The sequence below is a fragment of the Kitasatospora sp. NPDC051702 genome (genome assembly GCF_040681575.1).
GTDB lineage: Bacteria > Actinomycetota > Actinomycetes > Streptomycetales > Streptomycetaceae > Kitasatospora.
The window spans coordinates 13,988-34,099 of record NZ_JBFAZB010000046.1; the positions used below are offsets into that span (position 1 = coordinate 13,988).

13 protein-coding genes are annotated in these 20,112 nt (G+C 74.5%); 11 read left to right on the top strand and 2 right to left on the bottom strand.

Annotation, left to right across the window (positions count from 1 at the left end; all coding sequences use genetic code 11):
• The first annotated feature begins 86 nt into the window (after positions 1–86).
• From AB0N04_RS30340 to ftsY, 3 genes are all read left to right on the top strand, one after another.
• A complete protein-coding gene (locus tag AB0N04_RS30340; RefSeq protein ID WP_030243474.1) occupies positions 87–290 on the top strand; it encodes a hypothetical protein in 204 nt (67 codons plus the stop codon).
• A gap of 176 nt (positions 291–466) precedes the next feature.
• The gene (smc, locus tag AB0N04_RS30345; RefSeq protein ID WP_360220919.1) at positions 467–4,099 is read left to right on the top strand and encodes a chromosome segregation protein SMC; all 3,633 of its coding nucleotides are present in this window, start codon (positions 467–469) and stop codon (positions 4,097–4,099) included.
• Positions 4,100–4,146: 47 nt separating this feature from the next.
• Positions 4,147–5,391 (top strand): signal recognition particle-docking protein FtsY, encoded by a 1,245-nt coding sequence (ftsY, locus tag AB0N04_RS30350; protein WP_360220922.1) that lies wholly within the window; start codon positions 4,147–4,149, stop codon positions 5,389–5,391.
• A 101-nt stretch (positions 5,392–5,492) separates the two neighbouring features.
• On the opposite strand, the gene AB0N04_RS30355 is transcribed toward ftsY, so the two are convergent.
• Entirely contained in the window at positions 5,493–6,170 is a 678-nt protein-coding gene (locus AB0N04_RS30355; protein WP_360220925.1) for a bifunctional DNA primase/polymerase, read from the bottom strand.
• Positions 6,171–6,775: 605 nt separating this feature from the next.
• On the opposite strand from AB0N04_RS30355, the gene AB0N04_RS30360 reads away from it, so the two are divergent.
• The 7 genes from AB0N04_RS30360 (at position 6,776) to ftsH (ending at position 17,235) form a co-directional block, all read left to right on the top strand.
• Positions 6,776–8,230: a hypothetical protein gene (locus AB0N04_RS30360; RefSeq protein ID WP_360220928.1), complete on the top strand. Its 1,455-nt coding sequence runs from the start codon at positions 6,776–6,778 to the stop codon at positions 8,228–8,230.
• A 290-nt stretch (positions 8,231–8,520) separates the two neighbouring features.
• Positions 8,521–9,957, top strand: a complete 1,437-nt coding sequence (locus tag AB0N04_RS30365) for an ammonium transporter (protein WP_360220931.1) — start codon at positions 8,521–8,523, stop codon at positions 9,955–9,957.
• On the top strand, positions 9,957–10,295 hold the full coding sequence (locus AB0N04_RS30370) for a P-II family nitrogen regulator (RefSeq protein ID WP_270143771.1): 339 nt from the start codon (positions 9,957–9,959) through the stop codon (positions 10,293–10,295). The genes AB0N04_RS30365 and AB0N04_RS30370 overlap by 1 nt, the downstream gene beginning before the upstream one ends.
• A 178-nt stretch (positions 10,296–10,473) precedes the next feature.
• Positions 10,474–12,942, top strand: coding sequence for a [protein-PII] uridylyltransferase (locus tag AB0N04_RS30375; RefSeq protein ID WP_360220935.1), 2,469 nt, complete (start codon positions 10,474–10,476; stop codon positions 12,940–12,942).
• A gap of 100 nt (positions 12,943–13,042) precedes the next feature.
• On the top strand, positions 13,043–14,608 hold the full coding sequence (gene ffh, locus AB0N04_RS30380; protein WP_360220938.1) for a signal recognition particle protein: 1,566 nt from the start codon (positions 13,043–13,045) through the stop codon (positions 14,606–14,608).
• A 60-nt stretch (positions 14,609–14,668) separates the two neighbouring features.
• Positions 14,669–15,211 (top strand): GNAT family protein, encoded by a 543-nt coding sequence (locus AB0N04_RS30385; RefSeq protein WP_360217696.1) that lies wholly within the window; start codon positions 14,669–14,671, stop codon positions 15,209–15,211.
• Between the two features lie 86 nt (positions 15,212–15,297).
• Positions 15,298–17,235 (top strand): ATP-dependent zinc metalloprotease FtsH, encoded by a 1,938-nt coding sequence (gene ftsH, locus AB0N04_RS30390; protein ID WP_360217693.1) that lies wholly within the window; start codon positions 15,298–15,300, stop codon positions 17,233–17,235.
• A 260-nt stretch (positions 17,236–17,495) separates the two neighbouring features.
• Here ftsH and AB0N04_RS30395 read toward each other — a convergent pair whose 3' ends face one another.
• Complete coding sequence (locus tag AB0N04_RS30395; protein WP_360217690.1) at positions 17,496–18,200, bottom strand: methyltransferase domain-containing protein; 705 nt, start codon at positions 18,198–18,200, stop codon at positions 17,496–17,498.
• A gap of 472 nt (positions 18,201–18,672) precedes the next feature.
• Between AB0N04_RS30395 and proS the strand changes: the two genes are divergently transcribed.
• Complete coding sequence (gene proS, locus AB0N04_RS30400; RefSeq protein ID WP_360217687.1) at positions 18,673–20,085, top strand: proline--tRNA ligase; 1,413 nt, start codon at positions 18,673–18,675, stop codon at positions 20,083–20,085.
• Positions 20,086–20,112: the final 27 nt, after the last annotated feature.

A 20,112-nucleotide genomic window follows, 5' to 3' on the forward strand; every position in this document is an offset into this window, starting at 1 on the left:
GCCGGTGGTGCGCCGCGCGTGCGTCCCCCTTCCCCCTAGACCCATACCGTTCCGGTTCGGTCACTCAGCGTGGAGGACCATTCATCATGGCAAAGGCGCTTCTCGGGTACGTCGGCGGCCCCGACCCGCGAATGCTCTCCGAGATGCGACGGCTTCAGCAGCGCGTCCAGGACCTGGAGTCCGAGCTCCTTCGGATGCAGGCTGAGAACGACGCTCTCACCGCTGTCGCTGACGAGCACTCGCTGCTCAACAGCATCGATCTGGATCAGCGGGAGCCGGCTCTCACCTGAGTCCCGCACGGTCCTCGCAGATCGACGCCGCTGTGCACTGAGCCGCCCCGAAAGGGACGCTGCATGCAAGGGACGCCCGGTTGTGGCGTCCCTTCGTCGTGTCCGGGCCCGGGGCGCACCGCCCGCCGGGGTTACAGTCGCCGCTGGGCCCCGCGAGCGATGAGGAGACCGGCCGCGTGCACCTGAAGAGTCTGACGCTGCGCGGGTTCAAGTCCTTCGCCTCCAGCACCACCCTGCGCTTCGAGCCCGGCATCACGTGCGTCGTGGGCCCCAACGGCTCCGGCAAGTCGAACGTGGTCGACGCGCTGTCCTGGGTGATGGGGGAACAGGGCGCCAAGTCGCTGCGCGGCGGCAAGATGGAGGACGTCATCTTCGCCGGGACCAGCGGGCGCGCCCCGCTCGGCCGGGCCGAGGTCAGCCTCACCATCGACAACACCGACGGCGCCCTGCCGATCGAGTACGCCGAGGTGACCATCACCCGGACCATGTTCCGCAACGGCGGCAGCGAGTACGCCCTCAACGGCGAGACCTGCCGGCTGCTGGACATCCAGGAGCTGCTCTCCGACTCCGGCATCGGCCGCGAGATGCACGTGATCGTCGGCCAGGGCCAGCTCGACTCCGTCCTGCACGCCGACCCGATGGGCCGCCGCGCCTTCATCGAGGAGGCGGCCGGCGTCCTCAAGCACCGCAAGCGCAAGGAGAAGGCGCTGCGGAAGCTGGACGCGATGCAGGCCAACCTCAACCGCGTCCAGGACCTGGTGGCCGAACTGCGCCGCCAGCTCGGGCCGCTCGGCCGGCAGGCCAGGATCGCCCGCCGCGCCGCCGGCATCCAGGCGGACCTGCGGGACGCCCGGCTGCGACTGCTCGCCGACGACCTGCTCACCCTCCGCCGGGCCGTCGAGGCCGAGATCGCCGACGAACTGGCGCTGCGGCTGCGCCGCACCACCGTCGAGCAGGAACTCGCCCGGGCGGTGCAGCGCGAGGCCGTCCTGGAGGCGCAGGTCCAACAGCTCGGACCGGGCCTGGAGGCCGCCCGGCAGACCTGGTACCGGCTGTCCGCGCTCGCCGAGCGCACCCGCGGCACCGTCGGCCTGGCCGAGGCCCGGGCCCGGCACGCCGCCGCCGGCGGGCGGACCGAGGAACGGCGCGGACGCGACCCGGAGGAGCTGGAACGGGAGGCCGAACGGGTCCGCGAGGAGGAGGCCGCGCTCGCCGAGGCCCTGGAGGAGGCGCAGTACGCGCTCGCCGAGGCGGTCGAGCACAAGGGGGAGCTGGAACGCGCCCTGGCCGCCGAGGAACGCCGGCTGCGGGACGCCGCCCGGGCCATCGCGGACCGCCGCGAGGGCCTGGCCCGGCTGCAGGGCCAGGCCGCGGCCGCCCGCTCCCGGGCCGCCTCCGCCGAGGCCGAGACCGGCCGGCTCGCCGAGGCCAGGGACGAGGCGCTGCTGCGCGCCGCGGCCGCCCGGGCCGAACTCGACGAACTCCAGCAGCAGGTGGACGGGTCGGCGGGCGAGGACGATCGGGTCGAGGACGCCCACCGGCAGGCCCGGGACCGGCTCGCCACCGTCGAACACGACCTCGCCGCCGCCCGGGAGACGGCCGCCGCCGCCGAGCGCGAACGCGCCGCGCTCACCGCCCGGCACGAGGCGCTCTCGCTCGGACTGCGCCGCAAGGACGGCACCGGCGCGCTGCTCGACGCGGGGGACCGGCTGGCCGGGCTGCTCGGCCCGGCGGCCGGGCTGCTGCGGATCGCCCCCGGCCACGAGGTGCCCGTCGCGGCGGCGCTCGGGGCGGCGGCCGACGCGGTGGCCGTCGACTCGCCCGGCACCGCCGCCGCGGCGCTGCGGCTGCTACGCACCGAGGACGCCGGCCGGGCCGCCCTGCTGATCGCCGGCGCACCCGAGCCCGGGGCCGCACCGGTCGAGCCGCCCGCCGGGGCCCGCTGGGCGGCGGAACTCCTCGACGGCCCGGCCGACCTGACGGGCGCCGCCCGGAGCCTGCTGGCCGGCGTGGCGGTCGTCGACACCCTCGACGAGGCGCTGCGACTGGTCACCGACCACCCCGGGCTGACCGCCGTCACCGCCGACGGCGACCGGCTCGGCAGCGGCCACGCGCACGGCGGATCCGGTGGCGCGCCGAGCCTGCTGGAGACCCGGGCCGCGGTGGACGAGACCGCCCGGGCGATCGACGAACTGGCCGCCCGCTGCGCCGAGTCGGCCGCCCGCCTGGCCGAACTCACCGAACTGCGCCGGGAGTCGGTCGCGGTCGTCGAGCAGCTCGCGGAACGGCGGCGTCAGGCGGAGCGGGAACGCGCCCGGGTCGCCGGTGCGCTGGGCCGCCTCGGCGGTCAGGCCCGGGCCGCCGCCGGTGAGGCCGAGCGGCTCTCGGCCGCCGCCGCGCGGGCCGACCGGGGCCTCGCCGAACTGCTGTCCGCCGCCGAGGAGTCGGCCGAACGCCTGGCCGCGGCGGAAGGCACGGCGGAGGCCGGGGAGGAGGAGCCGGACCGGGCCGAGCAGCAGCGGCTGGCCGACGGCGCCTCCGCGGCCCGGCAGACCGAACTGGAGGCCAGGCTCGCGGTGCGCACCCACGAGGAGCGGGTCCGCGCGCTCGCCGGCCGGGCCGACCAGCTGGACCGGGCCGCCCGAGCCGAGCGCGAGGCGCGGGACCGGGCCGCCGAGCGCCTCCGGCGCGCCGAGCACGACGCGGGCGTGGCGAACGCCGTCGCGGCGGGCGCCCGGCAGCTGCTGGCCTGCCTGGAGGTGTCGCTGACCCGCGCGGACGCCGGGCGGGCGGCCGTCGAACAGGAGCGCGCCGAGCGCGAGAGCGAACTGCGCGCGCACCGCGAACAGGGCCGCGGCCTCAAGGAGGAACTGGACAAGCTGGTCGACGCCGGCCACCGCGACGAGGTGCTGCGGGCCGAGAAGCGGCTGCGGATCGAGCAGCTGGAGGCCCGTGCGCTGGAGGAGTTCGGCATCGACGGCGGTGAGCTGCTCGCCTCCTACGGCCCGGACCAGCCGGTGCCGCCGTCCGCCGCGGACGCCGCCGAGGAGGGCCGGGACGGCGGGGAGCCCGGCGCGCCGCGCCCGTACGACCGGGCCGAGCAGGAGAAGCGACTGAGGGTCGCCGAGAAGGCCTACCAGCAGCTCGGCAAGGTCAACCCGCTGGCGCTGGAGGAGTTCACGGCGCTGGAGGAGCGCCACCGCTTCCTCGGCGAGCAGCTGGACGACCTCAAGCGCAGCCGGCGCGACCTGCTGGACATCGTCCGGGAGGTCGACGACCGGGTCGAACAGCTGTTCACCTCGGCCTACCACGACACCGCGGCACAGTTCGAGGGCGTCTTCGCCCGGCTGTTCCCCGGCGGGGAGGGGCGGCTGGTGCTGACCGACCCCGACGACATGCTCACCACCGGCGTCGAGGTCGAGGCCCGCCCGCCGGGCAAGAAGGTCAAGCGGCTGTCACTGCTCTCCGGCGGTGAGCGCTCGCTCACCGCGGTGGCGCTGCTGGTGTCGATCTTCAAGGCGCGGCCCAGCCCGTTCTACGTGATGGACGAGGTGGAGGCGGCGCTGGACGAGACCAACCTGCGCCGGCTCGTCGGGATCATGGAGGAGCTGCGGGAGTCCTCCCAGCTGATCGTGATCACCCACCAGAAGCTCACCATGGAGTCGGCGGACGCCCTCTACGGCGTGACCATGAAGGGCGACGGCATCTCGCAGGTGATCAGCCAGCGGCTGCGCGGGGGAGTGCCCGCGCGCCGCCGGGCCGGGGAACGGCACGGGTCCGTCGCCGCCGCCCCCACCGCATCGGCGTAGTCCGGCTGCGGTCCATCCGCGCTCCGGTCACGGATACTGGAGCGGATATGGAATACGTGATCCTTGCCGTAGTCATCGCCGTGATCGCCGTCGGCGCGATCGCGGGCCTCGTCGTTTCCGGCAGACGACGCCAGCAGCTCCCCCCGAAGTCGCAGGCGCCGGTCATCACGGCGCCGAAGCCCACCCCGGCGGAGCCCCAGGTCGGCGACGAGTCCGCGCCGCCCACCGAGGAGCCCCGCCGCACCGTCGAGGAGGTGGAACTCCCCCTTCCCGAGGCCGGGACCACCGAGGCCGGGACGGCAGAGGCCCCCGCCGAGATCGAGGTCGAGGCGGCCGAGGCCGAGGCGCCCCCGGCCGTCGAGGTCCCCGAGCCCACCGCGGGCCGGCTGGTCCGGCTGCGCTCCCGGCTCTCCCGCTCGCAGAACTCGCTCGGGAAGGGCCTGCTCACGCTGCTCTCCCGCGAGCACCTGGACGAGGACACCTGGGAGGAGATCGAGGAGACCCTGCTCACCGCCGACGTCGGCGTCGCCCCCACCCAGGAGCTTGTCGAGCGGCTGCGCACCCGGGTGAAGGTGCTCGGCACCCGCACGCCCGACGAGCTGCGCGCGCTGCTGCGCGAGGAGCTCGTCGAGCTGGTCGGCAGGGACCTCGACCGCACCGTCCGCTCCACCAAGCACGAGGACGGACCGGCCGTGGTCCTGGTGGTCGGCGTCAACGGCGTCGGCAAGACCACCACCACCGGCAAGCTGGCGCGCGTCCTGGTCGCCGACGGCCGCAAGGTGGTGCTCGGCGCGGCCGACACCTTCCGTGCCGCGGCCGCCGACCAGCTGCAGACCTGGGGCGAGCGGGTCGGTGCCCGCACCGTGCGCGGCCCGGAGGGCGGCGACCCGGCCTCTATCGCCTTCGACGCCGTCAAGGAGGGCATCGCCGAGGGCGCCGACACCGTGCTGGTGGACACCGCCGGCCGGCTGCACACCAAGACCGGCCTGATGGACGAGCTGGGCAAGGTCAAGCGGGTCGTCGAGAAGCACGGCCCGGTGGACGAGGTGCTGCTGGTGCTGGACGCCACCACCGGCCAGAACGGCCTGATCCAGGCCCGGGTCTTCGCCGAGGTGGTCGAGATCACCGGCATCGTGCTGACCAAGCTGGACGGCACCGCCAAGGGCGGCATCGTGGTCGCGGTCCAGCGCGAGCTGGGCGTGCCGGTCAAGCTGGTGGGTCTGGGCGAGGGCGCGGACGACCTGGCGCCGTTCGAGCCGGGCGCGTTCGTGGACGCGCTGATCGGGGACTGAACGCCCCGTGCGCGAAGGGTCCGCTCCCGACGGGGGGCGGGCCCTTTCGCGTGCCCGGCCAGGTGCGGCGGAGGCCGGGAGCCCAGGCGGGGGCGTGCGGGCTAGGACGCCAGCCAGGCGGGTTCGGCGGTGCGCTCGCGGCCGCGGTGGCAGGCGTAGGCGAGGGTGCCGAGCAGCAGCCGGGCCTCCGGCGGGCAGCCGGCGTTGTCGCGGGTGGGGCGGCGCAGCCAGCGGACCGGGCCGAGCGTGCCGAGCACGGTGGGCGGGGCGGCCACGTAGCTGCCCTCGCCGTGGCAGGTGAGGTCGAGGGCGGCGTCGTCCCAGCCCATCCGGTAGAGCAGGTCCGGCAGCCGACGGGCGGTGCCGGCGGCGACCAGGAACTGCAGTCGACCGGTGGGCGCGGCGAGCACCGGGCCGACCTGGGTGCCCATGCGTTCCAGCCGGACCAGCGCCTGCAGGCCGGCCTGCTCGGGGACGTCCAGGACGTCGAAGGCGCGGCCGGTGGGGAACAGCACCGAGCCCTCGGCGCCGGCGGCGCGGGCCCGGCCCGCGGTGCCCGGCACGGGGTGCAGACCGGGTGCGGCGCAGCGTGCGGAGCCGCAGGGACAGCGGGTCGGGGCGGTGGCGGAGTCGGCCGGGGCGCCGGTGGCGACCGTCCAGCCCCAGCGGCCGGTGTACTCCGCGGCGGCCTGGGACGCGGTGACCTTGGTGCGGCGGCGCGCGCCCAGCGGTGTCAACCGCAGGTGTCCCAGTCGAAGTTCGCCGAACAGGTTGTCCATGCCTCCCCCAACAGGTTCTGGTTGCCGATGGTTACGGGATCGTGACTTTGTGTTGATTGTCCGTTGCGTGACGCGTTGTGCGGTGGCGGCGCGCAGCGCGCGGTGCGCGCCTGTTGCGGTGGTGCGCCTCGGGCGCCGCCTTGTGGCGGGCGGCACCGGTGCAGGATCGTCGGGTGCGCGGGGCGGGTGCCGACCGGTGCGGTCGGCGAACTCGCCCGTGGCCGCTGTGGATTGCCGGTACCACCGGGTTTCGCCGGAGGACTTGGCGGCCCGCATATGCCGGACCGTCGGTCCATCCAGTGAAGCGTGTGGGTCCTTGCTTCGGTTCACTCCTGGGGGTGGCGAAAGGTGGCGTTTCGCCAGGGTCGCTCCCGCGGGTGCCGGGCGGGGCATTACGTTCAGCACACGGACGTGGTCGTCGAGTCGACTCCAGGCCCTCGGGGAACGGGAGTTGGGGATCTGACGACTCGTCCGCGACGATGGCACACCAGTGCGACGGCACGGTACGGCACCACCTCAGGCACGGCACGCCTGGCAAGAGCCCGCAACCGTCGGGCGTCACGATCGGGGCCCCGGCAGGGGCCGGGCGGGATGGGGACGTTCCCATGGCAGAGAAGCAACCCAACGAGAAGCTGACCACGTGGTTCGCCCGCAGCGGATGGTCCAAGGGCGAGCTGGCCCGCCAGGTCAACCGCCGGGCCCGGCAGATCGGCGCCCACCACGTGTCCACCGACACCTCGCGGGTGCGCCGCTGGCTCGACGGCGAGCAGCCCCGGGAGCCCATCCCCAAGATCATGTCGGAGCTCTTCTCCGAGCGCTTCGGCTCGGTGGTCTCCATCGAGGACCTCGGCCTGCGCGCGGCGATCCCGGTCTCCACCGTGGGCGGCGGCGTCGACCTGCCGTGGAGCGCGCCGCAGACCGTCCAGCTGATCAGCGACTACTCCCGCAGCGACCTGATGCTCAACCGCCGGGGCTTCCTCGGCACCTCGCTCGCGCTGACCGCCGGTGCCGCCCTGATCGAGCCGATGCAGCGCTGGCTCGCCCCCGGCCCGACCGGCACCCCCACCCCGATCCTCGCCGCGGCCAACGGCGGCGACCCCTTCACCGGCCGGCTCTCCGAGCCGGAGCTCGAACTGCTCGAGCAGACCACCGTGATGTTCCGCCAGTGGGACGCCCAGAACGGCGGCGGGCTGCGCCGCAAGGCCGTCGTGGGCCAGCTGCACGAGGTCACCGACCTCCTCCAGGAGACGTACAACGAGAACACCACCCGGCGGCTGTTCCGGCTCACCGCGGAACTCGCCCACCTGGCCGGGTGGATGTCCTACGACGTCGGGATGCACCCGAGCGCGCAGAAGTACTACGTGCTGGCCCTGCACGCCGCCAAGGAGGCGGGCGACCGCCCGTTCGGCGCACTGATCCTCACCGACATGAGCCGCCAGATGATCCACCTCAACCGGGGCGAGGACGCCCTGGAGCTGATCCACCTGGCGCAGTACGGCAGCCGGGACACCGCCACCGCGCGCCAGCAGTCCCTGCTGTACGCGATGGAGGCGCGGGCCTACGCCACCATCGGCGAGGTGAACCGCTGCGCCCGGGCGGTCCGGCTGTCCGAGGACACCTTCACCGACATCCGCGAGGGGGACGAGGAGCCGGACTGGCTGAAGTTCTTCTCGCCCGCCGAGCTGAACGCCGAGAACGCGCACTCCTTCCGCGACCTCGCCTACCACTCCGACAACGCCGAGCTGTACGCCTCGATGTCCGCGCCGGTGATGGAGCGGGCCGTCGACCTCTTCCGCCAGGACGGCGACCACGTGCGCTCGTACGCCTTCAACCTGATCGGCATGGCCAGCGTGCACCTGCTGCAGAAGGAGGCCGAGCAGGCCGCGGTGATGGCCGAGCAGGCCGTGGACATCGCCGCCAAGGTGCGCTCGGAGCGGCTGAACTCCCGGGTGCGCAAGACCACCGAGGCCGCCGCCGCCCGCTTCAGGGGCGTGGACGCGGTGAGCCGGCTCAAGGAGCGCGTGGTCCAGGACATCCCGGAGTACGTCTCGGTGGTCTGAGGACCCCGCCGCCGGGCCCCCGCCGACCGTGCCGGCCCCCCGCCGCCACGGTCGGTGGCGCTTTCGCGACCGGCCGTGCCGTGCGGCGGCACGGTAAGCCGTCCGGCCCGGTGACGGGGCCGTGGTTCACGCAGGTGTAACCCGCGCGTCGCATGCGTCACGGCCGCGAAACAACGGGCCGCACTGGCCGAAACCAGCCTTCGGCACGCTCCTCTGCATCGCCGACACCCCGGGGTGGCACGGGACAGGTAACCCGGGTGTGGATCGGCTTTCACGCAGAGGAGACGCCGATGCCGGACGGCTTCAGCGCGGGCGACACCGCCTTCGTGCTCATCAGTGCGGCCCTGGTCATGGTGATGACCCCGGGCCTGGCCTTCTTCTACGGGGGCATGGTCCGGGCCAAGAGCACACTGAACATGCTGGCGATGAGCTTCCTCTCGCTCGGCATCGTCAGCGTGCTCTGGGTCCTCTACGGGTACTCGCTCAGCTTCGGACCGGACTCCTTCGGCGGGCTGATCGGCAACCTGGACTTCATCGGGATGCGCGGCATCGGCCTGAACGACCTCACCGGGACCATTCCGGTCACCGCGTTCTCCGCCTTCCAGCTGATGTTCGCGATCATCACCCCGGCGCTGATCAGCGGCGCCATCGCGGACCGGGCGAGATTCGCCGCCTGGGGCCTGTTCATCGCCCTCTGGGTGAGCATCGTCTACTTCCCGGTCGCGCACTGGGTCTTCTTCTTCGACGGCGGCAACGGCGGCTGGCTGGGTGACCGCAACGGCGTGATCGACTTCGCCGGCGGGACGGCCGTCCACATCAACGCGGGCGTCGCGGGCCTCGCGCTCTGCCTGGTGCTCGGCAAGCGGGTCGGCTTCAGGAAGGACCCGATGCGCCCGCACAGCCTGCCGCTGGTGATGCTCGGCTCCGGACTGCTCTGGTTCGGCTGGTTCGGCTTCAACGCGGGCTCGGCGCTGGCCGCCAACGGCGTCGCCGCGATGGCGCTGGTCAACACCCAGGTGGCCACCGGCGCCGCGCTGGTCGGCTGGCTGGTCTTCGAGAAGTTCAAGCACGGCGCGTTCACCACGCTGGGCGCCGCCTCCGGCGCGGTGGCCGGTCTGGTCGCGATCACCCCGGCCTGCGGCTCGGTCAGCCCGCTCGGCGCGGTGGCGATCGGCCTGATCGCCGGGGCCGTCTGCGCCGCCGCGGTCAGCCTCAAGTACCGCCTCGGCTTCGACGACTCCCTCGACGTGGTGGGCGTGCACGCGGTGGGCGGCGCGATCGGCTCGCTGCTGATCGGCCTGTTCGCCACCGGCGGTGTCGGCCAGACCGCCAAGGGCCTGTTCTACGGCGGCGGGCTCGGGCAGCTCGGCAAGCAGGCGATGGGCGTGGCCGTGGTCGCCGCGTACTCCTTCGTGCTCTCCTGGCTGCTGGCGAAGGCGGTCGACCGGACGGTCGGCTTCCGGGTCGCCGAGGAGGTCGAGGTGGCCGGCATCGACCAGGCCGAGCACGCCGAGTCGGCCTACGATTTCAGCGCCGTGGGCGGGGGCCTGGCCCGGGCCGTCACGGGTCTGGTCGGCGCCGCTCAGGCCGCTCAGGCCGCCAGGGCCGTCGAGGGCTCCGGTGACGGGCCGGCGGCCGGGTCCGCCGGGCAGCCCCCGGAGAAGTCCGCCGAGAAGTCCCCGAAGACCGCCGAGAAGACCGCCGAGAAGACCGAGGTCGACGCCTGATGAAGCTCATCACCGCCGTGATCAAGCCGTACCGCCTGGACGAGGTGAAGGCCGCCCTGCAGGCCTTCGGGGTCCACGGCCTGACCGTCACCGAGGCCAGCGGCTACGGCCGCCAGCGCGGCCACACCGAGGTCTACCGGGGCGCCGAGTACACCGTCGACCTCGTGCCCAAGATCAGGATCGAGGTGCTGGTCGAGGACGAGGACGCCGACGACCTGATCGACGTCCTGGTGAAGGCCGCCCGCACCGGCAAGATCGGCGACGGCAAGGTGTGGAGCATCCCGGTCGACACCGCCGTCCGGGTCCGCACCGGCGAGCGCGGCCCCGACGCCCTCTGAGCCCGCTCCGGGACCGCCTCCGGGGCCCCGGCCCCGACTCCCCCCGAAGGCCCTGACACGCACCGCGGGCGGGCCTGCGACCCCACCCGGGCGCAGGCCCGCCGGCGGCGTATCGGCGCCCGGCCCCGCGGGCCCTCCGGCGCCACCCGCTCAACCGCACGACGGACGGGACCACGCGATGACCACCGAGACCAGCCCGCCCTCCCCGACCGGCGACGACCGGGACGGGACCGCCGCCCACGCCGCCTCCCACGCCGCCGCCCGGGCCGCCCTGCTCGCCGACCCCGGCCGGTCCGGCCGCCCCCGCCGCACCGCGCTCGCCCGGCTCACCGACGACTGGCTGGCCGGCCTGTTCACCGCCGCCGGCCGGCCGCCCGGCGTCGCACTCGTCGCGGTCGGCGGCTACGGGCGCGGCGAGCTCTCCCCGCGCAGCGACCTCGACGTCCTGCTGCTGCACGACGGCCGGATCGCCCGCGACCTGCCCGAGCGGATCTGGTACCCGGTCTGGGACTCGGGCTCCGCGCTCGACCACTCGGTGCGCACCGTCGCCGAGGCCCGGGCGGTGGCCGCCGCCGACCTCAAGGCCCAGCTCGGCCTGCTGGACGCCCGCCACCTCGCCGGGGACCAGGCGCTCACCGCCACCCTGCGCTCGGTGGTGCTGACCGACTGGCGCGCGAGCGCCCCCGCCCGCCTGCCCGAGCTGCGCGAACTCTGCCGTGAGCGGGCCGAGCGGCACGGCGAGCTCTCCTTCCTGCTGGAGCCCGACCTCAAGGAGGCCCGCGGCGGTCTGCGCGACGTCGTCGCCCTGGACGCCGTGGCCGCCACCTGGCTCGCCGACGCCCCCCGGGACGGTCTGGACGCCGCCGCGCTGCGGCTCGCCGACGTCCGCGACGCGCTGCACCTGGCCACCGGCCGGGCCACCGAGCGGCTCAGCCTCCAGGACCAGGACCAGGTCGCCGAACGGCTCGGCGTGCTCGACGCCGACACCCTGCTGCGCGAGGTCTACGAGGCCGCCCGCACCATCGCCTACGCGAGCGACGTCACCTGGCGGGCGGTGGACCGGGTGCTCGCCGCCCGCTCCGGCCGGGGCCGCCGGAGCGCCCGGTCGGCCTTCCGCTTCGCCGGCGCCGGGCGCGGCACCGGCGCGGTGGCCCGGGGCGCGGTCGAGCGCCGCCCGCTCGCCGAGGGCGTGGTCGAGCAGGACGGCGAGGCGGTGCTGGCCCAGGGCGCCCGCCCGGCCGCCGACCCGGTGCTGCCGCTGCGCGCCGCGGCCGCCGCCGCCCAGAACGGCCTCACCGTCTCGTACGCGACGGTGCGCCGGCTGGCCGCCGAGTGCCGGCCGCTGCCGACGCCCTGGCCGGACGAGGCCCGCGAGCAGCTGGTCACCCTGCTGGGCGCGGGCGAGGCGGCCGTCCCGGTCTGGGAGGCGCTGGAGGCGGAGGGCCTGGTCACCCGGTTGCTGCCGGACTGGGAGCGGGTGCGCTGCCGTCCGCAGCGCAACGCCGTGCACCGCTGGACGGTCGACCGGCACCTGGTGGAGACGGCGGTGCGGGCGGCCGCGATGACCCGCCGGGTGGCCCGGCCGGACCTCCTGCTGGTCGCCGCGCTGCTGCACGACATCGGCAAGGGCTGGCCCGGCGACCACAGCGAGGCCGGCGAGGTGATCGTCCGCGACGTCGCCGTCCGGATGGGCTTCGCCCCCGAGGACACCGAGACCCTGGCGGTGCTGGTCCGCCACCACCTGACCCTGGTCGACACCGCGACCCGGCGCGACCCGGACGACCCGGCCACCGTCGAGGCGGTCACCAAGGTGGTCGGCACCCCGCAGCAGCTGGAGCTGCTGCACGCGCTCACCGAGGCCGACGCGCTCGCCACCGGGCCGGCGGCCTGGAGCGCCTGGCGGGCCTCGCTGGTGGACGGTCTGGTGGCCCGGGCCGCCGCCCGGCTGGCCGGCGCCGCGACCGCCCCCGTGGAGGCCGCACCGACCGCAGAGCAGGAGCGGCTCGCGGTCGAGGCCGCCCGGACCGGGGGGCCCGCGCTGTCGCTGCTGGCCCAGTCCGACGGGGCGGACCCGGCCACCGAGCCGATGGGCGTCGAACTGACCCTGGCCGTCCCGGACCGGCCCGGGCTGCTGGGCACCGTCGCCGGGGTGCTCGCGCTGCACCGGCTCACCGTCCGCTCGGCGGGCCTGCGCGAGCTGGACCCGATCGGCGCGGGCCCGGTGCTGCTGCTGTCCTGGCGGGTGGCCGCCGAGTTCGGCGAGCTGCCGGAGGCCGCCCGGCTCCGGGCCGACCTGCGGCGGGCCCTGGACGGCTCGCTGGACGTCGCGCGCCGACTGGCCGAGCGGGACGCCGCCGCCCCGCGCCGCCGGGGCATCCCCACCCCGCCGCCGCTCGTCGCGGTGGCGCCCGCGGTGGCCTCGGCCACCGCGACCGTGCTGGAGGTGCGCGCCCACGACGCCCCGGGGCTGCTGCACCGGATCGGCCGGGCGCTCGACGGGGCCGGCGTCCGGGTGCGCACGGCGCACGTCTCGACGCTGGGCGCGGAGGCCGTGGACTCCTTCTACCTGACCGACGAGGAGGGCCGTCCGCTGGCCGCCGGGCGGGCCGCGGAGGTGGCCGCGGAGGTCCGGGCGGCCCTGGGTTGAGACCCCCGGGCACGGGGGTGGAGACCTCACCCGGGGCGGCCGGATACCCTGGGGGGCGACGACCGTACCGATACCGATGCCGCAGAGGACCCGCGACGACGTGTTCGACACCCTTTCCGATCGCCTCGCAGCGACGTTCAAGAACCTCCGGGGCAAGGGCCGCCTGAGCGAGGCGGACATCGACGCCACCGCCCGCGAGATCCGCATCGCACTGCTGGAGGCGGACGTCGCGCTGCCGGTCGTGCGGGCCTTCATCAAGCAGGTGAAGGAGCGGGCACTCGGCGTCGAGGTCTCGGGCGCGCTGAACCCGGCGCAGCAGATCATCAAGATCGTCAACGAGGAGCTCATCGCGATCCTCGGCGGCGAGACCCGACGGGTGCGGTTCGCCAAGAACGGCCCGACGGTCATCATGCTCGCCGGCCTCCAGGGCGCCGGAAAGACCACCCTCGCGGGCAAGCTCGGCCACTGGCTGAAGCAGCAGAAGCACACCCCGCTGCTGGTGGCCTGCGACCTCCAGCGCCCCAACGCGGTCAACCAGCTCCAGGTGGTCGCCGAGCGCGCCGGCGTGGCCTTCTACGGCCCGCAGCCGGGCAACGGCGTCGGCGACCCGGTGCAGGTGGCCAGGGACTCGATCGAGTACGCCAAGCAGAAGCAGTACGACGTCGTCGTCGTCGACACCGCCGGCCGTCTCGGCATCGACGCCGAGCTGATGCAGCAGGCCGCGGACATCCGCGCCGCAGTCAACCCGGACGAGGTCCTGTTCGTCGTCGACGCGATGATCGGCCAGGACGCGGTCACCACCGCGCAGGCCTTCCTCGAGGGCGTCGACTTCACCGGTGTGGTGCTCTCCAAGCTCGACGGCGACGCCCGCGGCGGCGCCGCGCTCTCGGTCGCGCACGTCACCGGCCGGCAGATCATGTTCGCCTCCAACGGCGAGAAGGTCGACGACTTCGACGCCTTCCACCCGGACCGGATGGCCTCGCGCATCCTCGGGATGGGCGACGTCCTCTCGCTGATCGAAAAGGCCGAGCAGACCTTCTCGCAGGCCGAGGCCGAGAAGATCGCCGCCAAGCTGCGCGGCGGCCCGAAGGCGTTCACCCTGGACGACTTCCTGTCGCAGCTGGAGCAGGTCCAGAAGATGGGCTCGATCTCCAAGCTGCTGGGGATGCTGCCCGGGATGGGCCAGATCCGCGAGCAGATCAACAACATCGACGACAAGGACGTCAACCGGGTCGGCGCGATCATCAAGTCGATGACCCCGACCGAGCGTGCCGAGCCGGAGCTGATCAACGGCTCCCGCCGGGCCCGCATCGCCAAGGGTTCCGGCGTCCAGGTCGGCGAGGTGAAGAACCTCGTCGAGCGGTTCTTCGAGGCCCGCAAGATGATGTCCGCGATGGCCTCCGGCAAGGGCGTGCCCGGCATGCCGGGGATCCCCGGCATGGGCGGCGGCGGCAAGAAGTCCGCCAAGAAGGCCCCGCAGGCCAAGGGCAAGCGCAAGAGCGGCAACCCGCTGAAGCGCGCGCAGGAGGAGGCCGCGGCCGCCGAGCGCCGCGCGCTCGGCCCGGGCGGTGCCCAGGGTCCGGCCGACGGCGGCGCGTTCGGCCTCGGCGCGGGCAAGGGCCCGGCCGACTTCGAGCTGCCCAAGGAGTTCAAGGACCTGCTGTAGGCCCCGGTCCGCCTCCCGACGGCCCGCCGCCCGGCACACCCCGGGCGGCGGGCCGTCGGCATGTCCGATGATGGTGGCGTGCGAGTGACGATCAGGGCCCCGCGGGGCGAGGACAAGGACCTGTACGCCGCGGCGGTCCGGCGCTCCGCCGACCACATCGGGCGGTGGAACCCGGTCGAGCCGGACGGACTGGCCGAGCTGCTGGAACGCCAGGGGCCGGGCCTGCGCACCTTCCTGGTCGTCGACCGGGAGAGCGGCGGGCTGGTCGGCAAGGTCAACGTGGCCAACATCGTGATGGGCCGGTTCTGCAACGCCGCGCTGGGCTACGACTCGTACCTGCCGTTCGCCGGGACGGGGCGGATGACCGAGGGCATGCGGCTGGTCCTGGACCGCTGCTTCGCCGCCCAAACGGCCGGCGGGCTGGGGCTGCACCGGCTGGAGATCAACGTGCAGCCGGGCAACGCGCGTTCGATCGCACTGGCCGAGCGGCTGGGGTTCCGGCACGAGGGCTTCACGCCGCGGATGCTGTTCCTGAACGGGGGGTGGCGCGACCACGAGCGGTTCGCGCTGACCGCCGAGGAGTGGCCGGGCACCGGGGCGTAGCCGGCCGCCGGGGGCGGTGGCCGGGGGCGTCCGCGGCGCGGCGTTGCGCGTGGCCCGCCCGAGCGGCGGTCCGTATCGTCCGACGGGTGACCGAACCCGTGCCGCCGCGCCAGACCCCCGACCAGCCCTGGCGGTCCGAGGGCGCACCGCCCCCGTCACCACCCCGCCGCCGGATGCCCGGCGGCTGGACGGGCCTCGTCCTCACCGCGCTCGTGGTGTTCCTGGTCTCCGACCTGCTGCTGTCCTTCTTCGGCAACGGCGGCGCCACCACGATCTCCTACACCGAGTTCAACGACCAGCTGAACAAGGGCAACATCACCAAGATCTACTCCAAGGGCGACGCGATCGAGGGCACCCTCAAGAGCGCCCGGCCCAAACCCGACGGCGGCGAGGGCGACTACACGGAGTTCGCCACCCAGCGGCCCTCCTTCGCCAACGACGACCTGTGGACCACCCTCCAGAAGCAGGGCGTCGAGGTCACCGCGACCTCCCCGGTGGTCCCGCAGCGCAGCTTCCTCGCCAACCTGCTGCTCTCGCTCGCCCCGATGGTGCTGCTGATCCTCATCTGGGTGCTGGTCGCCCGCCGGATGGGCGGCGGCCTCGGCGCCGGCGCGCTCGGCCGCAAGGCCCCGCCCAAGCCGGTCAGCGCCGAGCAGGGCAGGCGCACCACCTTCGCCGACGTGGCCGGCATCGACGAGGTGGAGGCCGAACTCACCGAGGTGGTCGACTTCCTGAAGAACCCGGACCGGTACCGCAGGCTCGGCGCCAAGATGCCGCGCGGCGTCCTGCTCAGCGGCCCGCCCGGGACCGGCAAGACGCTCCTCGCCCGGGCCGTCGCCGGCGAGGCGGACGTGCCGTTCTTCTCCGCCTCCGCCTCCGAGTTCATCGAGATGATCGTCGGGGTCGGCGCCAGTCGGGTCCGCGAACTGTTCGCCGAGGCCCGCAAGGTGGCCCCGGCGATCGTCTTCATCGACGAGATCGACACCATCGGGCGCCAGCGCGGCGCGGGCGGCGGCATGGGCGGGCACGACGAGCGCGAGCAGACGCTCAACCAGATCCTCACCGAGATGGACGGCTTCACCGGCTCCGAGGGCGTCATCGTGATCGCCGCGACCAACCGGGCGGACGTGCTCGACCCGGCGCTGCTGCGCCCCGGCCGGTTCGACCGGCGGATCACCGTCAGCCCGCCGGACCGGGACGGCCGCGCCGCGATCCTGGGCATCCACGCCCGGACCGTCCCGCTGTCCGGCGACGCCGACCTCGGCCGGCTGGCCAGGGCCACCCCCGGGATGACCGGCGCCGAACTCGCCAACCTGGTCAACGAGGCCGCCCTGCTGGCCGTCCGGCGCCAGCAGGACGCGGTCGGCGAGCGGGACCTCTCGGACGCCCTGGAGAAGGTCCAGCTGGGCGCCGTCCGGCCGCTGGTGATGCCCCGGGAGGAACGCGAGCGGACGGCCCACCACGAGAGCGGGCACGCGCTGCTGGGCATGCTGCAGCCCGGCGCCGACCCGGTCCGTAAGATCACCATCGTGCCGCGGGGCCGGGCGCTCGGCGTCACCCTCTCCACCCCGGAGGACGACCGCTACTCGTACACCGAGCCCTACCTGCGCGGCCGGATCATCGGTGCGCTCGGCGGGATGGCGGCCGAGCAGGTGGTCTACGGGGTGGTCACCACCGGTGCGGAGAGCGATCTGGAACAGGTCACCAACATCGCCCGGGGGATGGCCGGCCGCTGGGGGATGAGCGAACGGGTCGGACGGCTGACCGCGGTGCCCGCCGATCCGCAGGGGGCCTACGGGCTGTCCGCCGCGCCGACCACCCTCGACGCGGTCGACGAGGAGGCCCGGCGGATCGTCGCCGAGTGCTACGAGGAGGCGGTCCGGCTGCTGACCGAGCAGCGGCCCCGGCTGGACGCGCTGGCGGCGGCGCTGCTGGAGGCGGAGACGCTGGACGAGGAGGCGGCGTACCGGGCGGCGGGGGTGCCGCGCAAACCCGTCGGGGGGAAGTCGCTCGACCAGGCGTGAGGCGGCCGGCCGGGGGCGCTCGCCATGACGGCGGGCGCCCCCGGTTTCGGTGCTCGGCGGTCCCGGCGGGCTCGGTGGTTCTGGCGGTCCCGGCGGGCTCGGTGGTCCCGCGGGTCCCGGCGGTCCGGCCCGCTCCAGCCTGGCTCGGAGGTCCTTCCGGCGTTCGTCGGCGCGGTCGGCGCCGTCCCCGCCACCTCCCGGCCGTGGTCGCGTCCCCGCCGCGGCGTCCCCTCCGTCGCGTCCCCGTCGTCGCCTCCCCGTCAGCGCGGGCGCTCGGCGATCAGGTAGCGGAAGACGTTCTCCATCCGGACCGAGCCGTCGGCGCGCAGGTACGGCTGCAGCGCCTCCTCCAGCTCCTTGGCCACCAGCGAGGCGCCGGAGAACTCCTCGGCCGCCTCGAACAGGCCCGTGGAGAGCAGGCCGCGCACCGCGCTGTCCAGGTCCGCGTAGGCGAACGGGCAGCTCACCCGCCCGCTGCCGGCCGGGCGCAGGCCGGCCGGGGCCAGCAGGTCCTCCAGCGCGCCGGGCGCGCTCAGCTCGAACGGGTCGCGGGCGGTGGTCCGGCCCGCCATCCGGCGCGCCACGTCCAGCACCGGGGCGCTCGCGCAGCGCTCCGGCGGGCCCCAGGCGGCGAGTACCACGTGTCCGCCCGGGAGGGTCAACCGGGCGGCCTCGGCCACCACCGGGCGCGGCTCGGCACAGCCGGGCAACTGCTCGAAGACGGTCACCAGGGAATGGGCCGAGCGGGGGACGGCGGCGGTCGGCCGGGCCCCCGCGCACACCCGCAGCCGGCGGCCGCGGGCCAGCTCGCGCAGCTCGTCCCGCGGCTCCTGGCCGGAGACCTGGGCGCCCCTCCCGGCCGCGAGCAGCAGGGCCAGTCCGGACCGGCAGCCCAGTCCCAGCACGCTGGACGCCGGGCCGACCTCCAGCCGGTCGTAGACCGCCTCGTAGAGCGGTACCAGCATGCGTTCCTGGATCTCCGCCCAGTCGCGCGCCCGCGCGGGCCGGGCGGTCCCGTGCTGCGCGCGGTGTGGTCGTGCGCCTGTTGGTCGTTCGGTCGTGCCGGTCGTCCGAGCTGAAGCCATCGCGGCCTCCCATCCGGTCCTTCGGTGTCCTGCTACGGCTCCCCCAAAGTCCCGCCCCACTCCAGCGAACAGCGGGTCGGGCCCGGCGTCCAGAGGGGTGCAGGGTGGTGCGCGCGTGTCGCGGTCGTGCGCCCCCTGCTCCCGGCGGGGGCGCCGCACGGTCCGGGCCGTGCACCGGGCCGCGCCCCGGGGCGTCCTCCGGGGCGCCTCCGGACCGCCCACCGGCCCTTCGGCGGCGCCCCGCGGCGCGGAGCCCGGGGCGGCCCCGGGAGGCGTACGAGCCGTGCGGGCGGCGGCCACGGGTGTGATACCGATTCGAAGTCAGGGGGCCGCTCCCCGTACCATTCGGGCCATGGCTAAGGCACCCGTTCTCACCCCTCAGGCGGAAGACTTCCCGCGCTGGTACCAGGACCTCATCAACAAGGCCGAGCTGGCCGACAACGGTCCGGTGCGCGGCACCATGGTCATCCGACCGTACGGCTACGGCCTGTGGGAGCGGATGCAGCAGGAGATGGACGCGCGGATCAAGAAGGCCGGCGCGCAGAACGCCTACTTCCCGATGTTCATCCCGCAGTCCTACCTGACCAAGGAAGCCGAGCACGTCGAGGGCTTCGCCCCCGAGCTCGCGGTCGTCACCCACGGCGGCGGCAAGCAGCTGGAGGAGCCGGTCGTCGTCCGGCCGACCTCCGAGACGATCATCAACGAGTACTTCTCCAAGTGGGTGCAGAGCCACCGCGACCTGCCCCTGCTGATCAACCAGTGGGCCAACGTGGTCCGTTGGGAGCTCCGCCCGCGCGTCTTCCTGCGCACCACCGAGTTCCTCTGGCAGGAGGGCCACACCGCCCACGCCACGTACGAGGACGCCCGCGAGTACGCGTCGATGATCCACACCCAGGTCTACGGCGACTTCATGACCAACGTGCTCGGCATCGACGTCGTGCTCGGCCGCAAGACCGCCAAGGAGCGCTTCGCCGGCGCCATCAACACCCTCACCCTCGAGGGCATGATGGGCGACGGCAAGGCGCTGCAGATGGGCACCAGCCACGAGCTGGGCCAGAACTTCGCCAAGGCGTTCAACACCACGTACCAGCTGCAGGGCGCCGAGCGCGAGCACGTCTGGCAGACCTCCTGGGGCGTCTCGACCCGCATGGTCGGCGGCCTGATCATGTCCCACGGCGACGACAACGGCCTGCGGGTCCCGCCGCGCCTGGCCGCCGTCCAGGCCGTCGTGCTCGCCATCAAGGGCGACGACGCGGTCATCGCCAAGGTGCGCGAGATCGGCGCCGCCCTGGAGGCCGCCGGCATCCGGGTGGTCGTCGACGACCGCACCGACACCCCGTTCGGCCGCCGTGCGGTGGACTGGGAGCTCAAGGGCGTGCCGCTGCGCATCGAGGTCGGCCCGCGCGACCTGGAGAACGGCACCGCGATGCTGGCCCGCCGCATCCCGGGCGGCAAGGAGCCGGTCTCCATCGACGGCCTGGCCGCGCTGCTCCCGGGCGTCCTGGAGGAGGACCAGGCGCTGCTGCTGCGCCAGTCCCGCGAGCGCCGCGAGGCCCGCACGGTGGACGTCAAGACCATCGACGAGGCCATCGAGGCCGCCGCCACCGGCTGGGGCCGGATCTCCTGGGCCGAGCTCGGTCCGGAGGGCGAGGCCAAGCTGGCCGAGCAGGGCGTCTCGGTGCGCTGCATCATCGCGGCCGACGGCTCCGTTCCGCAGGCGGACGACCAGGACGGCAATATCGCGATCGTCGCCCGCGCGTACTGATGCGTCTTACCGACGGGTAATGACCGT